We start from the raw sequence: 16,123 nt of genomic DNA on the forward strand, positions 1-16,123 counted from the left end.
AGATGCATGATCAAGGCGAGCCAGTCACGTGAACGAGCATCAATCATCTGTGGCGGCGAACGCGTGTGCCGGTATCTGCACGTCTGCCCCGTCGATCGAGGCGCTCAACAGCGAGTGTTTTTGCCTCGGTGTGGACGCCCAGGCACTTCATGCAAGCCTCGACGGCGTTCTTGGCGCGCATGGGTTGCCCGAGGCACTGGCAGTCTCTCACCCTCATTTGTTTTCCGTGCTGCCGATCTATGTTTCGCGTCGTCGCCTTGAACAAGCGGCAAAGGTGGTCGCCGCCATCGAGGAAGTGACCGCCTTGCCGACCTACCGGTTGGCAGTGATGGCATGGGCCCCCGACATAGCCCGCTTCGAGCCAGGATCACCGGGTGGATTGCTGGGGCTGGATTTCCATATGGGAAGGAACGGACCTCAACTCATAGAGATCAATACCAATCCGGGCGGCGTATTGCTCAATGCGGTTCTCGGGCAGGCACAGCGCGCGTGCATGTCCGAAGTGACCAAGCCGCCCACAGCAATCGATGGCGTGGACGTCGCCGTTCTGGAAGTCATGCTGACGGAGTGGCGTCTGCAACGCGGTTCCACGCCACTGGGGCTCGTGGTCATCGTCGACGAGTCGCCGCAACAGCAGTACCTCTATCCGGAGTTCGTGTTGTTTCGCGAACTCTTTCGGCGGCATGGCTATCGCGCCGAAATTTGCGGCCCCGAAGACCTGGTCCTGAAGCAGGATCGCCTTTGGCTGGGCGAAAACGCCGTCGACATGATCTACAACCGTCTGACCGACTTCGCGTTCGAGCAACCTGCCCACGCCGCCATACGGATCGCCTACCTGGCCGGCACCGTGGCCGTAAGCCCGCATCCGCGGGCGCACGCGCTGTACTCGGACAAACGCAACTTGAGCTTGCTGGGCAACCGCGACTTCCTGGAATCGATCGGTGCCAGCCAAGTCGCGGTGGACACCTTGTGCGCAGGAGTCCCGAAGACCGAATTGCTGACGCCGCAGAATCGCGACGCGATGTGGGCAGGACGGCGTCATCTTTTCTTCAAACCGTCCGCCGGATTCGGCAGCAAGGCCACATACCGCGGCGACAAGCTCACGCGTCGGGTATGGGACGAAATCGCCAGTGCCAGCTACATCGCCCAGGAAATCGTGGCGCCCAGCGAGCGCCTCGCTGACCTACATGCGGCTCCGTTCAAAGTCGATTTCCGTTGCTATGCCTATCGCGGCAAGGTGCTGCTCTACGCCGCCCGGATGTATCGGGGGCAAACCACCAACTTCCGGACTCCCGGTGGTGGATTTGCCCCCGTGTTGACGGGCATGGACCGTTGACGCCGCTGCCCATGCTTCTGAATGTCGGCGGGCGTAGTCAACTCGGATCATTGCAGGCGTTCCCAAGCTCCGAGTCTGGCAATTCCGTCAGCCATCTCCCTTTCCTCGTCTACGTGCGGTGCGAACGTACGGACTCGTGCGGCTTCGCGGGAAAAATTCTCCGAAAAAAAGCTCGTTCAAGTCGCTGTCGATCGCCAGGCCAATTCGCTCAGGAACATCCACTACGTTCGCACGGATGGCGGGCGCGTGCATGTCGGCGCCATCCGGGAAGGCAAGGATGTCGATGCCGCTGATAGAGGCGACCATGGCGGCGACGTCCTGAACGATGCCATCCACATAAACTGCAGTGGCGCGTTGCGCCTGTTCCGATGGGGACGTCAATGATTCGTGCATGTCGCCGGACTCGCCCGATGGCCCCTTCAGGCCGCTTTCCTTCCACAGCATCCGCTCCAGGTTCGCCGGCGAAATGCCGAGGTTGCGCTGAAGATGGAGTATGCCCGCAGGGGCGAGCGAACCAAACCGGGTGGACATTGCGGCCGCCGCGGCCGCTCACCCACTGTGCAAGCCCGAGGTCGTCCACGCGATGATCCGTGGCCGGCCGATAGGTCAGCTACCGCTCGTCTGAACTGAGTTCGATGGCCGTGCAGCAAGTCAGTGAAGGATTCATCGGGTCCCCCGTGGGCGAGTGCGCCCGAACAAGTCGTTGCAGGCTCCAGCCAGCAGTCCGGCGATCGACATGGCGTTGGAAGCGTGCGGAATGGAATCCGTGCTCACGACACGGGCTGCGCCGGCCTTGAGCAACTGGTCGTAGGCATCCTCGGCGAACACGGCGTGGATGGCGACGCACACCGCGGCAGGCAGGCCGATTCGGCGCAGGTGTCCAAGGGTTTCGATCACCGTGCACCCGGAGGAAACGATGTCGTCGACGATCACCGGTGTGCGTCCGCGAGCAGCCCCGGCATCGGGCAGGCTGACCTCGACATCGCGATCGCCGTGCCGCTGCTTCTGCAGTACTTGCCAGGGCAGGCCGACTTTCTGTGCGATGTCGGATACCCACTGTTCGCTTTCGCTGTCGGGTCCGATGAGCATGGCGTGGGGGACATTGTCACGGATCCACTCGGCCACGACCGGCGCCGCTGCCATGCGCGCCGCTGGAATGCGATACAGCCCGGAAAGCTCCGGGTTGCGGTGCAGGTGTGGATCGACCGTTACCAGCCAGTCGAAACTTTCCTCCAGAAATCGCGCGTACAACGGCGCGCTGATCGCCTCGCCGCGATGGAATCGCGTGTCCTGTCGCATGTAGGCGAGGTAGGGTGCCACCAGGCCGACCGAGCGGGCACCGAATTCGCGCGCGGTCGCCGCCGCGAAGCGCAGTGCGATCGACAGCTCGTCGGGGTGATGCAGGCTGGCAACGATCGCAACGTCCGCCCCTGACAATGCATCGTCGATGGCGACCAGCGACTCGCCGTCCGGGAATCGGCGCCAGTCCACGCAACCGACCCGCGCCTCCAGCGTGGGGGCCATGTTCTCAGCGATGCCGCGCTGCGATGGGAATGGAAGCAGAACCCGTGTCATGCGCCGGTCCCGATGGTGAAGACATCCCGCTGCGAAGCTGCATACTCGAGCGCGTAGGCCAGTTCACCCGGCGTCCGTGCGTGCACATGGAAAATCGGTTCCCCGGCACGCAGGGTATCGCCGATGCGTATGTGGCAATCAATGCCCGCGCTTTGACTGGCCGGTGCGCCGGCCAGTTTGGCGATCTTCGCGAGGCGGCGATTGTCGACGCCTTCGACAACACCGCTTCGCGACGCGAGGACCGGCCGCACGTGCGGTGCGAGAACAGGTTCGTGGAAGCCGCCTTGCGCCTCGCAAATCGCGAGGAACTTCCGCAGGGCTGCACCGTTTTGCAGCAGAGCCTCGGCCTGCGCGCGGCCCGTGTCTGACCTGGTGCCAGGCGCGATGTCGAGCAAGGCGCCGGCCAGATCGATGGCCCGTTCGCGCAAATCGCGGGGCGCATCCGGGATGCCACGCAGGACAGACAGGACGTCGCGCGCCTCCAGTACCGGCCCGATCCCGTAGCCCACGGGCTGACGGCCGTCGGTTCGCGCGATTGCCAGCGAAAGGCCCATGGCTCTCGCGGTGACTTTCAATCGCCCTTCCAGTGCATCGGCGGCGTCAGCGGTTCGCACCTTGGCGGTCGATCCGATCGGAATGTCGATCAGCACGTGCGAGGAGCCAGCGGCAACCTTCTTCGACAGCACGCTCGCCACAAGTTGCCCATCACTGTCGAAATCCAGTGGTCGTTCGATCCCGATCAGTACATCGTCGGCTGGACTCAGGCCCACGTTGCCGCCCCAGACGATGCAGCCGTTTTCGCGCTCGACCACGCGACGCATCGCGGCGAGATCCAGGGCCACTGCCGCCATGACTTCCATCGTATCGGCGGTCCCCGCCGGGGACGTGATCGCTCGCGAAGACGTCTTCGGGATCCGGTGCCCGGCCGCGGCGACGATGGCGACCACGAGGGGCGTCGTCCGGTTGCCGGGAAGGCCGCCCACGCAATGCTTGTCGAGTACCGTGTCGCTACCCCAGTCGATCCGTTGTCCTACCGAAACCATGGCACGCGTCAGGCCGATGGTCTCCTGGTGATCGAGCCGTTCGCCGGTACAAGCAGTCACGAATGCCGCCAATTCGATGTCGGACAGGCGGTTGTCCACGGTGTCACGCATCAGACCCAGGAAATCCTTTTCGTCCAGGCGCTGACCGAACACCTTGGCCCGCAGCGCCGGTGCCGAAGCCGGGGGAGACGGATGGCTGAACGTGGCCCAAGCGTCGGGACCCGGGTCGAGCGCTTTCCAGGCGGCCTCCGACAATGCGGCGACATCCAGGGCAAGCCGGTCATCCGTGACCACGTTGAGGGTGGCGACCACTTCGCGATGTCCGCTGCGGACAAGCACGCGGGTCAGTGCCGCGAACCCCTCCGCCCGGCACACGGTGCAATCGCGGTGCATGTAGACGACGGGCTGCCGATAGGTGTCGATGCCGGCCCGCTCCATTCGCAACCGGTTGTGGGTGCCATTCATTGGCGGGCATCCACTACAACGCGCTCCAGGTGTTCGGGTACGCGGGCGTCCCAGCCGAGCTCGCGCTGGATGCGCGCCCGCAGGGTGTCGGCTGCATCCGGATCGCCGTGGGTGACGTAGGTCATCCCGGGCACACGGGTTGCCCCGCCCATCCACGCCAGGAGCTCGTCGGCATCGGCGTGGCCCGAGAAGCTTTGCAGCGGGACGACCTCGGCACGAATCGGTACGTCCCGACCGAACATACGCAGACGGTCCGCACCACCGATCAGCGACGCCCCACGCGTGCCGCCCGCTTGGTAACCGGACAGCACGATTGCGTTGCGCGAGTCCGGAGCGAACGCCTCCAGATGGTGCAGTACGCGCCCGCCGGTGAGCATGCCGCTGGCGGAGATGATGATCATCGGGCCGCGGCGCTGGTTCAGCGCCTTCGACTCGTCCACGGTACGGACCATGGTCGCCAGCTCATACATGGCCTGGCATTCGGCATCCGTGACGTGGTGTTCGCCGTGATAGCGGTGGTAGATGTCCGTCGCATTGATCGCCATCGGACTATTGAGGAAAACCGGAATCCCGGGAATCTCGCCACGCTGGCGCAAGCGGGCGATATGCAGCATCAGGCCTTGTGCTCGGCCAACAGCGAAGGCGGGGATGACAATGACGCCGCCACGGGCCGCCACGCGGCGAATAACCGGAGCGAGCTCCGCTTCGGAGTCCATGCGAGCATGTTGACGATTGCCATAGGTCGATTCGCACACCAGCACGTCAGCCTGTTGCAGTGGCTGTGGCGGACGCATCATCGGGTCCTGGGTGCGACCGAGATCTCCGCTGAAATGCACAATCGTCCCGTTGATGTCGAGACTGATCTGCGCTGCCCCCAGCAAGTGGCCTGCAGGGTGGAAGCGGGCGCGCAGCCCGCGACCGATCTCCAACTCACGGTCGAAATCATGGGTGACGAAGCGCTCCAGCGCCGTGTCCGCATCCTCGGCCGTGTACAGCGGCGTGGGATGGGCATGTTTTGAGTAACCCTTCTTTCGCGCGTACTTGGCTTCCTCTTCCAGCAGGTGCCCGCTGTCGGATAGCAGCAGCGAACATAGGTCCCGGGTGGCCGGAGTGCAGATCACCTTGCCGCGAAAACCGTTGCGCACCAGCGCGGGAATGTAACCGGAATGATCCAGATGCGCGTGGGTCAGCAGTACGGTGTCGATGGTGTCTGGCGGTACCGGGAAATCGGCGCGGTTGCGATCGCGCAGCTGCTTGTAGCCTTGGAACAGACCGCAATCGACGAGAACCCGTTGTCCCGACGATTCGATCAGGTAGCGCGAACCGGTCACCGTGCCGGTGGCGCCCAGGAAATGCAGCAAGGTACGTGCGGGATCGCTCATGGGTTGGCCTGTTGTGGATGAGGAAGCGTCCGGCACATGCTCATGGCGTGGCCACGGTTGGCGCGGTCGAGGTGGGGTTGTACTCGGCGGCCCGGCCCAGTTTCATGCGGCGCAACAGCAATGCATTGGCCGCGACGATGACCGAGCTGCCGGACATCGACAGCGCGGCAATCTCGGGCGACAGCACGAACGGATAAAGTACGCCGGCAGCCAGCGGGAAAGCGATCACGTTGTAACCCACCGCCCACCACAAGTTCTGGTGCATCTTGCGCAGCGTGCCGCGGGCGATGGTAATTGCACGCACCACGTCGTACGGATCGCTGCGCATCAGCACAATGTCCGCGCTGTCGATGGCGACGTCGGTGCCTGCGCCGATGGCGAATCCGACGTCGGCCTGGGTCAGGGCCGGTGCGTCGTTGATGCCGTCACCGACCATGCCCACACGCCGGCCCTGGGCCTGGAGCTTCTTCACCTCGTCGGCCTTCTCGCCCGGAAGCACGTCCGCCAGCACGATGTCGATGTTGAGCTCGGCCGCGACGCGCTCTGCGGTCGGGCGGTTGTCGCCGGTGATCATGGCGACCTTGACCCCGCGGCGGTGGAGCTCGGCGATGGTGTCGCGCGACGTCGGGCGGACTGCATCGGCGATCGCGATCAATCCGATCAAGGCCCGTTCGCGGCCCACGTAGATCACGGTCCGGCCACCGCTTTGCAATCTTTCCGCCTGCGTCTGCAATGGCTCCAGTGCGACGCCCCCGTCGATCATCAGCAGGCGGTTTCCGAGCAACAGCTTCGCGCCCTCGACGGTGCCAGTGGTACCCCGGCCATCGACGTTGCTGAAGGCTGCTGCTTTCATGGAGACAGGCGCTGCGCGCTTGAGGATCGCTTGTGCCAGCGGATGTTCCGAGTGGGACTCCACTGATGCGGCCAGCGCCAGCATCCGTTCCTCCGTCCAGCCATCCGCCACGGCGACTTCGACCACTTCGGGCTGCCCCACGGTCAGGGTGCCGGTCTTGTCGAAAATCACCACATCCAGCCGAGCACTTTGTTCGATTGCCTCGGCATGCTTGAACAGGATGCCCTGTTTCGCCCCCAGTCCCGTGCCGATCATGATGGCCATCGGAGTGGCCAGACCCAACGCATCCGGACAGGCGATCACGAACACCGTGATAGTAAGCGTGAGCGCGAACAGCAACGACTGGCCGATCCACCAGAACCAGACGGAAAACGTGAGCAGGCCGATGATGATCGCGGCCAGCACCAGCCACTGCGAGGCCCTGTCGGCAAGCAGTTGGGCGGGTGCCTTGGAGTTCTGGGCTTCCTGCACCAGCGCGATGATCTGGGCGAGGGCGGTCTCCGAGCCAACCTTGGTGGCGCGGTAGGCAAAGGCACCGCTCTTGTTGATCGCGCCACCCACCACCAAGCTGCCCGGGTCCTTGCGTACAGGCATCGATTCGCCGGTCAGCATCGACTCGTCCACTTGCGAGCTGCCTTCGATGACCTCGCCGTCCACGGGAATCTTGGCGCCGGGACGAACCACCACGGTGTCGCCGATCACGACCTCGGCGGTGGGAACGTCGACTTCGGTGTGGCCCCGTCGCACCACCGCGCGTGGCGGCGAGAGCTTGAGCAGTGCCCGCATCGCGTCGGATGCGCCGGCCCGGGCGCGCATCTCCAGCCAGTGCCCCAGCAGGACGAAGGTCAGCAACACCGCGGAGGCCTCGTAGAAGTTCGGCCCTTCGAAGAAGAACGTGGTGCCGATGCTGAAGCCGTAGCCGGTACCGACGCTCAGCAGAACCAATACGGCCATGTCGAGTACGCCATGGCGCAGCGACCGGATGGCGGCAGTGAAGAATGGCCAGCCCGGGTAGATCACCGCGCCGGAGCCGAGCAGGAACAGCCAGAGATCCTTGTCCAGCCCGAACGGCACCGGTGGCGGCTGCATCAGCCCCATCGGTGACCACAGGAATACGGGAATGGCGAAGATCAGCGCGACAACAAAACGCCGTTGCATGTCCCGAGCGGCAGCGTGGAGGTCGCCTCCGTGATGCATGCCTTCATGGGCATCGTGCAGGGCTTCGGACTTTTTGCCGGCGGCGGCGGTGCCATGCCCGGCATGATGATCGGCATGGGCGGCCGCCGTACTGGGGGCGGCTGTCGGCGTCGGCACGTGCGCTGCGTGCGCGCCGTGGTCCGCATGCGCGTGGGATGTGGTCACGCCGGGAGTGCCCTGGTTGCAGGAGAATCCTGCGCCCCGGATCACGGCGGCAATCTGTCCGGGCGACAGCCGATCCGGGTCGTAATCGACTTTCAGCGTGCCGGACGGGAAATTCGCGTTCGCCGCCGATACACCCGGGATGGCTAAGACGCTGCGCTCCAACGTGGTGGCGCATCCGGCGGTGCACATCCGGCCGACGGGCCACACGTGGGTTCTCATCTTCGATGCGATTTTGTTCAAGGCGCAGCTCCGGAAGTACTGCCCATTCGCCGACGACGTGGAATGAAGCGAGGTACCTCGGTCATGTAGCTGGCATAGGCCTCGCCGAACCGCTTGAGGCTATCGCGCTCCTCGGCAATCGAGAGACGGGCGTAGACCCAGATCAGGACTGGATACATGGCTAGCGTCAGCAGTGTGGGCCATTGCAGCAGGAATCCGGTCATGATCATGAAGAACCCGACATATTGGGGATGTCGGATACGGGCATAGATTCCTTCGTGGGCGATCCGTCCATCGCGCTGGGCGCGGTAGAGCACCGGCCATGCTACCGACAGCAACCAGAAGCCCAAGCCGATGAGCACGAAGCTCGCGATATGGAACGGGCCAAGGTGAGGGTGCAGTCTCCAGCCAAACATCATTTCGAACACATGGCCGGCGTCGTGGCTCAGCCAGTGCACCCCCGGAAACTTCGACGACAGCCATCCCGACAGCAGGAACAACGACAGCGGGAAGCCGTACATTTCGGCGAACAGCGCTACAACAAAGGCGGAGAACAGGCCGAAACTGCGCCAGTCACGGGCGTTCAAGGGCATGTAGAAGCTCCAGGCGAAGAAGATGAAGAAGGCAGCATTGGCGGCGGCGAGTCCCCACATGCCGTAGCCGGGAATGGTCGTGTTCATGGCCGATCCTCTTCTCGCCGATGGGTGCCATTGGTCCTGTGTTCAGTGGCACCCGAACGGGCGTCACTCGACGGGGAAGGGCTGTCGCCGGACCGATGCTGCCGTGAGTGCCGATGGCCGTCGTACCCGCCATGGCCACCGTGGCCGAACATATGTAGCAGCGGACAGGCTGCCAACAATAGAAAGGGTAGATACGGCAAACCGAGTGCGAGGTGAGCCCGGTGCTCGGTAAACAAGTAGAACGCGGCAATCGCGAGCAGAAGCCAGAACGCGACGCGCCATTGCCACCGACGCTCAGGATAGTCGTTGGTGTGCCCTCGTAACTGTGGGCGTGGGTCGCCAAGGGATGGGTCATTCTTCATCGCTGGGTCCCCCTGGTGAAACCAAACGGGTGGTCGATAGCACTCATCCGTGAGCGCTTTGCTGTGGCTCAACTCTGCGCGTTCAGAAGAACGGGAACTTGGCCTCGGTCAAATGGATGGCATGGATTCAAGTCTGGAGTTTCGCAGGGACTGGAGCGAAGTATGGGCGGCTACAAAAAGGGGTGGATTGATCGTGGTCAAGAGGGTGCCGCGGGATTTGCAATCGCGGTCTTGTGAATGTGGCCTTCTGGGCGGCCAGACGGCCATATGACTGGATCTGCTGTGGATGAAAGGCAATGCTGCAGCACAACGTCGCGACTGGGCCTCAAGCCAGAGGCGCCCGCCCTCGATCGGTGTCTGCTGCCAAGGTGCCCCCATACAACATCAGATGCAGATGGGATGATGCCGTGTGCGCCCGTACGCCAGGATCATCATGAAAGTGTGGGGTATCCGCTGTCCTGAGTTGTCCTTAGTTGGGCGCTGCGCGTTTCCGCAAGGTCACGTTGCCCGCTCTGGATGACCGCGTGACTCGCGCATGCGAGCACATTGAACATGGCCGGTGAACTTGAAGTTGATTCAAGTCAAAGCAACCTTGTATTCATCGAGATATATAGCTATTCATGGTCCGTCCGTTCCACATGCATCCCGCCACACGCCGCCGCCTTGCCTGGCTGGTGACGGTGCTGCTGCTCTGGCAGCAGGTGGCGCTGGCTGCCTACGTCTGTCCAACGCTGCCGAAGGCAACGGGCCAGTCGACGGCGATGACCTCAATGCCGGCGGTGGACCAGACCTGCGCGCAGATGCAGGGGGCTCCTACCGACCCGCTCTGCGACAAGCATTGCTTGCCCGATCACGCCACCCAGGTCGATGTCCGCACCGCCTCGGTGCCACTCAACGTGCTGACTGCGCTGCCGCCGATGCTGTTGTCCGTGGCGGCCGTGACGTTGCCGTCGAACCGCACCCTGGCACGGCTCGACCGTTTGCGCGCGCCGCCACCCGCGCCCATGTTGTTGTACTGCACACTCCTGATTTGATCTGACCCGTCGCGGTATCCACCGACGTGGCGTCATGCCCGCTTTGGCAAGACGCAAATGCAGATCGACGGAGTGTTCACTCATGTTGTCCATTTATTTCGCCCGACACCTGATGGTGGCGGGCCTGGTTCTGCTCCCGTGGGCGGCGGCGCATGCCGCCGAACCGCCACTGACCCTGGAAACAGCTGTCCAGGCAAGGCCTGGCGCGCGCGCCGCAACTTGAAGCGCGCGCCGCCGACATCGCGGCGACGCGCGAGGAGGCGGCGCGTGCCGGCCAACTGCCGGATCCCACGCTGACGTTCGGGCTTTCCAACTACCCGGTCACAAGCCCGGGCGCTTTCAGTCTGCGTTCGGACGAGATGACCGCGCGTACGGTCGGCGTGATGCAGGCCATTCCATCGCGCACAGCGCGTCGCGCGGAGCGTGCGCTGGCCAGCGCACGGGTCGATGCGGCGCAGGCCGACAGCGTGGTCGCCGCGCAGGGCGTGCGCGAGCGCATCGCCGATGCGTGGATCGACGTATGGGCGGCCGAGCAGCAGCACGCGCTGCTGCTCGGCCTGCATGACGAAGCGGCATTGGCCTGGCGGATCGCGCAGGCGCGCCTGCGCGGCGGCGAGGGCAGCGCGGTCGATGCACTGGCGGCGCGGGCCGAGATGGCCACGCTGGACAATCGGATCGAGGCGGCCGAGGTGGATCTGGCGGCCGCACAGGCGGGCCTGCAGCGCTGGCTGGGAACGTCGCCCGGCGCGCTTGCCGCGACGCAGGATTTCAGCCGGTTGCCGGTGGACGCCGACCGTCTGGTGTCCACCGTCGACCGGCAGGCACCGCTGCAGGCGTGGGCCGCGCGCGAGCAGGTGGCGCAGGCGGCGCTCGAGCAGGCGCGCGCGGCGCGCCACCCGGACTGGAGCGTGAGCGCCAGCTACGGCCGGCGCGCGCCGGGCCTGTCGGACATGGTGATGCTGGAGGTCGGCGTCAGCCTGCCGCTGTTCACCCGCAACCGGCAGGACCGCGGGATCAGCGCCCGGCAGGCGCAGTGGGACGCCGTGCAGGCCGATCGCGAGGACGCGCGCCGCGCCCAGCGCGAGGTGGTGACGCGGGCGCTGGCGGCGTGGCAGGGCTGGGGGCGGCAGATCGCACGCTACCAACAAACCCTGCTGCCGCTGGCGCGTGACCGCGCACAAACCGCGCTGGCCGGTTACCGCGGCAGCGGTTCGCTGCAGCCGTGGCTGGATGCCCGCCGCGCCGAGATCGAGCTGCGCCTGGGCTACGCCGATGCGCTGGCGGCACGCGCACGGCTGTGGGCGTCGCTTGCCTACCTGCTGCCTTCGGAGACAACGCCATGAAGCGCCTGTTGATCATTCTTGCCGCCATCGTCGCGGCTGCTGGCCTGCTCGTCGCCGGCTATCTCGGCGGTCGTCACCGGGCCCCCACCGCGCCCGCGCAGGTGCATCCGTCGCCGGCTGCGCCGGAGCCTGCTGGCAAGGTGCTGTACTGGTACGACCCGATGGCGCCGGAGCAGCATTTCGACCGCCCCGGCCTGTCGCCGATGGGCATGCAAATGGTGCCGCGGTATGCCGACGCCAATGCGGCCGGGGCGTTCGTGCGGATCGATCCGGCCACCGTGCAGAACCTGGGCGTGCGCACCGCACCGGTCGAGCGCCGCGTGCTGTCGACCACGCTGCGCGTGCCCGGCACGGTGGCGTGGAATCCGCGCGAGGCCACCACGGTCAGCGCCCGCGTCGATGCGGTGATCGCCAGGCTGCAGGTGCGTGCGCCGTACGCGCAGGTGGCGGCGGGCCAGCCGCTGGCCGAACTGCTGGCGCCGCAGTGGAGCAGCGCGCTGGCCGAGTACGACGCGCTGCAGGGCGCGCGGTCGGCCGACGCGAAGGCCTTGCGCGGCGCCGCGCGCGAGCGCCTGCAGGTACTCGGCCTGACCGCTGTGGACATCCGCGCTGTGCGCCGCGGCGCGGGTGCGGCGATCGCGCTGTATGCGCCGCAGGCCGGCGTAGTCACCACGCTGGAGGTGCGCGAAGGGCAGCGGGTCAGCGCCGGGCAGACCCTGCTGACCTTGAACGGCCTGGCCACGGTGTGGGTCGAGGCGGCGGTGCCGCAGGCGCTCGCCGGTGCGGTGCGCGGCGGTACGCCCGTCACCGTCACGGTCGATGCGCTGCCGGGCCAGGTGTTTCATGGCAGCGTGGAGGCGCTGTTGCCGGATATCGACAGCGCCACGCGCACCCGGCGCGCGCGCATCGTGCTGGCCAACCCGGGCGATCGGCTGAGCCCGGGCATGTTCGTCACCGTGCAACTGCATCCGGCCGATGGCGTGGCGGTGCCGGTGGTGCCGGACGACGCGCTGATCGCGACCGGCCAGCAGACGCGGGTAATCGTGGCCGAAGCGGGCGGCCGTTTCCGCCCGCTCGCCGTGCGCACCGGACGCTCGGCCGACGGCTACACGGAGATCCTGGCCGGTCTGCACGGCGGCGAGAAGATCGTCGTGTCCGGCCAGTTCCTGATCGATTCGGAGGCCAGCCTGTCCGGTGCGCTGGAGCGCTTGGGCGATGGCCGGGAGGCGCCCGCAGCGGCTACCAGCGCGGCGAACCATGCCATGTCCCACCCGATGCCGACGGGAGACAAGCGATGATTGCCGCGCTGATTCGGGCCGCGATCGCGAACCGCATGTTGGTCTTGCTGGCCGCGCTGGCGTTGGCCGCGGCCGGCGTGTTCTCGCTGCTGCGCACGCCGCTGGACGCCTTGCCGGACCTGTCCGACACCCAGGTGATCATCCGCACCGGCTGGGCCGGGCAATCGCCGCAGGTGGTCGAGGACCAGGTCACCTATCCGCTGGCCACCACCATGCTGTCGGTGCCCGGCGCGCGCACGGTGCGCGGCTATTCGTTCTTCGGCGACTCCTACGTCTACGTGCTGTTCGACGACAGCACCGATCTGTACTGGGCCCGCGCGCGCGTGCTGGAGTACCTGAGCCAGGTGCGCGACCGGCTGCCGGCCGGGGTCAACCCGTCGCTGGGTCCCGACGCCACCGGCCTGGGCTGGGTCTACGAGTACGCGCTGGTCGACCGCAGCGGCAAGCACGACCTCGGCGAACTGCGCGCGCTGCAGGACTGGTTTTTGCGCTACCAGCTGAAGACGGTGCCGGACGTGGCCGAAGTGGCCAGCCTGGGCGGCATGGAACGCGCCTGGCAGATCGTGCCGGACCCGCCGGCGCTGGCCGCGCGCGGCATCACCGTGGCGCAGCTGACGGACGCGGTGCGCGCGGCCAACGGCGCCGGCGGCGGCTCGGTGATCGAGCAGGGCGAGGCGGAGTTGATGGTGCGCAGTGAAGGCTATCTGCGCAGCCGCGAGGATTTCGAGCGCGTGCCGGTCGACACCAACGCGGCTGGCGTGCCGGTGCTGCTTGGCGAGGTCGCCACGGTGCGGCGCGGGCCGAGCTTCCGGCGCGGCATCGCCGAGCTGGATGGCCAGGGCGAAGTGGCCGGCGGCATCATCGTGCTGCGTTCGGGCAAGAACGCGAAGGCCGCGATCGAGGCGGTCAAGGCCAAGCTCGCCGAGCTCCAGCACAGCCTGCCGGCCGGCGTCGAGATCGTGCCGACCTACGACCGCGCGCAGCTGATCGATGCGGCAGTGAGCAACCTGTGGGGCAAGCTGCTGGAAGAATTCCTGGTGGTCGCGCTGGTCTGCGTGCTGTTCCTCGGCCACCTGCGCTCGGCGCAGGTCGCGGTGGTCAGCCTGCCGCTGGGCGTGCTCGTCGCGTTCATCGCGCTGCACCTGCAAGGCGTGACGGCGAACCTGATGTCGCTCGGCGGCATCGCCATCGCGATCGGCGCGATGGTCGATGCGGCGGTGGTGATGATCGAGAACGCGCACAAGCACCTGGAACACTGGCGCGATGCGCACGACGGCAAGGAGCCGCAAGGCACGGCACGCTGGTCGCTGGTCGCCGACGCGGCGGCCGAAGTGGGCCCGGCGTTGTTCGTCAGCCTGCTGATCATCGCGCTGTCCTTCATCCCGGTGTTCGCGCTGCAGGGGCAGGAGGGCAAGCTGTTCAAGCCGCTGGCGTTCACCAAGACCTACGCGATGGCGGCGGCGGCCGGGCTGGCGGTGACCCTGGTGCCGGTGCTGATGGGTTACCTGGTCCGCGGGCGCATCCGCCCGGAACACGCCAATCCGCTCAACCGCGGCCTGATCGCGCTGTACCGGCCGATCCTGGAAGCGGTGCTGCGCTCCCCGAAAACGACCCTGGCGCTGGCCGGGCTGTTGCTGCTCACCGCGCTACTGCCGCTCGGCCGGCTCGGCAGCGAATTCATGCCGGCGATGGACGAAGGCACGCTGCTGTACATGCCCACCGCGTTGCCGGGGCTGTCCTCGGGCAAGGCGGCGCAGCTGCTGCAGCTCACCGACCGCATGATCAAGAGCGTGCCCGAGGTCGACCACGTATTCGGCAAGGCCGGCCGTGCCGACACCGCCACCGATCCGGCGCCGATGGAGATGTTCGAGACCACCATCACCTTCAAACCAAAGAGCCAGTGGCGACTGGGCATGACGATGGACAGGATCAAGGCGGAGCTGGACCGGGCGGTGCGCGTGCCGGGCCTGACCAACCTGTTCGTGCCGCCGCTGCGCAACCGCATCGACATGCTGGCTACCGGCATCAAGAGCCCGATCGGCATCAAGGTGCTCGGCTCCGATCCATCGACATTGCAGGAGGTGGCCGATCGCATCGAGACAGTGGCTCGGCAGGTGCCTGGCGTCGGTTCGGCCATTGCCGAGCGGGCGGCCAGCGGTCGCTATGTCGACGTGCGCATCCGCCGGGTCGATGCCGCGCGCTATGGCCTGACCCAGCAGCAGCTGCAGCAGCTGATTGCCACCGTAGTCGGCGGCGAGCCGGTTGGCGAGGTCGTCGCCGGACGCGAGCGCTATCCGATCGTGCTGCGCTACCCGCGGGCCGAGCGCGATTCACTCGCAGCATTGAAGGCATTGCCGATCGTCGCGGCGAACGGCGTGCAGCTGACCCTGGGGCAGGTGGCCGAGATCGAGGTAGTCGCTGGGCCGCCGATGCTGAAAAGCGAGAACGGCCAACTGGCGACCTACGTCTACGTCGATACCGCCGGCCGCGACCTCGGCGCGGTGGTGGCGGATCTGCAACGTGTGGTGGCGCGCGAGGTGCGCCTGCCGCCGGGCATCACGCTGGCGTGGTCGGGCCAGTTCGAATACCTGGCGCAGGCGACGCAGCGGCTGACCCTGGTGGTGCCGGTGGTGCTGCTGATCGTGTTCGTGCTGATCTACGCCGTGTTCCGCCGGATCAGCGAGGCGACGCTGATCATGGCCAGCGTGCCGCTGGCGCTGGTCGGCGGGCTGTGGCTGGTCTGGCTGCTGGGGCATGCGGTGTCGGTGGCGACGATGATCGGCTTCATCGCGCTGGCCGGCGTCGCCGCCGAGTTCGGCGTGGTGATGATGCTGTACCTGCACCACGCGTGGGACCGCCAGCTGGCAGCCGATCCGCACTCGGGTGCGGCCGAGCTGGACGAGGCGATCCGCGAAGGCGCGGTGCAGCGCGTGCGGCCGAAGGCGATGACGGTGGCGGTGATCCTCGCCGGCCTGCTGCCGATCCTGCTCGGCCACGGTGCCGGCTCCGAAGTGATGCAGCGCATCGCCGCGCCGATGATCGGCGGCATGCTCACCGCGCCGTTGCTGTCCATGCTGGTCATCCCCGCCGCGTTCCGCCTGCTGGTGCTGCGCCGGCTGCGTCGGGCCGGTGATGACAGCGATCAAGCAGGTGCAAGCGGAGTAGGGTAAA

General features: G+C 66.4%; 12 protein-coding genes. 5 read left to right on the top strand and 7 right to left on the bottom strand.

Translation table 11 applies throughout. The features are described from left to right. Positions 1-28 precede the first annotated feature (28 nt). On the top strand, positions 29-1,336 hold the full coding sequence (locus tag RHOOR87_RS19295) for a hypothetical protein (protein ID WP_196802005.1): 1,308 nt from the start codon (positions 29-31) through the stop codon (positions 1,334-1,336). Between the two features lie 87 nt (positions 1,337-1,423). Here the strand turns inward: RHOOR87_RS19295 and RHOOR87_RS0114420 are convergent, their stop codons facing one another. From RHOOR87_RS0114420 to RHOOR87_RS20935, 7 genes are all read right to left on the bottom strand, one after another. Beyond that, positions 1,424-1,867, bottom strand: a complete 444-nt coding sequence (locus RHOOR87_RS0114420; protein ID WP_027485392.1) for an acetate/propionate family kinase — start codon at positions 1,865-1,867, stop codon at positions 1,424-1,426. Between the two features lie 132 nt (positions 1,868-1,999). After that, a complete protein-coding gene (locus RHOOR87_RS0114425; protein WP_027485393.1) occupies positions 2,000-2,911 on the bottom strand; it encodes a ribose-phosphate pyrophosphokinase in 912 nt (303 codons plus the stop codon). Next, the gene (locus tag RHOOR87_RS0114430; RefSeq protein WP_027485394.1) at positions 2,908-4,419 is read right to left on the bottom strand and encodes a thymidine phosphorylase family protein; all 1,512 of its coding nucleotides are present in this window, start codon (positions 4,417-4,419) and stop codon (positions 2,908-2,910) included. The genes RHOOR87_RS0114425 and RHOOR87_RS0114430 overlap by 4 nt, the downstream gene beginning before the upstream one ends. Continuing rightward, positions 4,416-5,801, bottom strand: a complete 1,386-nt coding sequence (locus RHOOR87_RS0114435; RefSeq protein ID WP_027485395.1) for an MBL fold metallo-hydrolase — start codon at positions 5,799-5,801, stop codon at positions 4,416-4,418. The genes RHOOR87_RS0114430 and RHOOR87_RS0114435 overlap by 4 nt, the downstream gene beginning before the upstream one ends. A gap of 40 nt (positions 5,802-5,841) precedes the next feature. Further along, on the bottom strand, positions 5,842-8,256 hold the full coding sequence (locus RHOOR87_RS0114440; RefSeq protein WP_231378338.1) for a heavy metal translocating P-type ATPase: 2,415 nt from the start codon (positions 8,254-8,256) through the stop codon (positions 5,842-5,844). Continuing rightward, positions 8,253-8,915 (bottom strand): isoprenylcysteine carboxylmethyltransferase family protein, encoded by a 663-nt coding sequence (locus tag RHOOR87_RS0114445; RefSeq protein WP_027485397.1) that lies wholly within the window; start codon positions 8,913-8,915, stop codon positions 8,253-8,255. The genes RHOOR87_RS0114440 and RHOOR87_RS0114445 overlap by 4 nt, the downstream gene beginning before the upstream one ends. Next, positions 8,912-9,277: a DUF2933 domain-containing protein gene (locus RHOOR87_RS20935; protein WP_081660221.1), complete on the bottom strand. Its 366-nt coding sequence runs from the start codon at positions 9,275-9,277 to the stop codon at positions 8,912-8,914. Before RHOOR87_RS20935 ends, RHOOR87_RS0114445 begins: the two co-directional genes overlap by 4 nt. A gap of 620 nt (positions 9,278-9,897) precedes the next feature. Here RHOOR87_RS20935 and RHOOR87_RS0114450 point away from each other — a divergent pair. The 4 genes from RHOOR87_RS0114450 (at position 9,898) to RHOOR87_RS0114465 (ending at position 16,122) form a co-directional block, all read left to right on the top strand. Then, positions 9,898-10,311, top strand: coding sequence for a hypothetical protein (locus tag RHOOR87_RS0114450; RefSeq protein WP_027485398.1), 414 nt, complete (start codon positions 9,898-9,900; stop codon positions 10,309-10,311). 239 nt (positions 10,312-10,550) lie between these two features. Then, positions 10,551-11,654 carry a TolC family protein gene (locus RHOOR87_RS0114455; protein WP_231381803.1) on the top strand — a complete coding sequence of 368 codons (1,104 nt, stop codon included), beginning with the start codon at positions 10,551-10,553 and terminating at the stop codon, positions 11,652-11,654. Next, the gene (locus RHOOR87_RS0114460) at positions 11,651-12,952 is read left to right on the top strand and encodes an efflux RND transporter periplasmic adaptor subunit (protein WP_027485400.1); all 1,302 of its coding nucleotides are present in this window, start codon (positions 11,651-11,653) and stop codon (positions 12,950-12,952) included. Before RHOOR87_RS0114455 ends, RHOOR87_RS0114460 begins: the two co-directional genes overlap by 4 nt. Further along, positions 12,949-16,122, top strand: coding sequence for a CusA/CzcA family heavy metal efflux RND transporter (locus RHOOR87_RS0114465; RefSeq protein WP_027485401.1), 3,174 nt, complete (start codon positions 12,949-12,951; stop codon positions 16,120-16,122). Before RHOOR87_RS0114460 ends, RHOOR87_RS0114465 begins: the two co-directional genes overlap by 4 nt. The last annotated feature ends 1 nt before the right edge of the window (position 16,123 follow it).

The sequence above is a fragment of the Rhodanobacter sp. OR87 genome (assembly GCF_000473345.1).
GTDB classification, from domain to species: domain Bacteria; phylum Pseudomonadota; class Gammaproteobacteria; order Xanthomonadales; family Rhodanobacteraceae; genus Rhodanobacter; species Rhodanobacter denitrificans.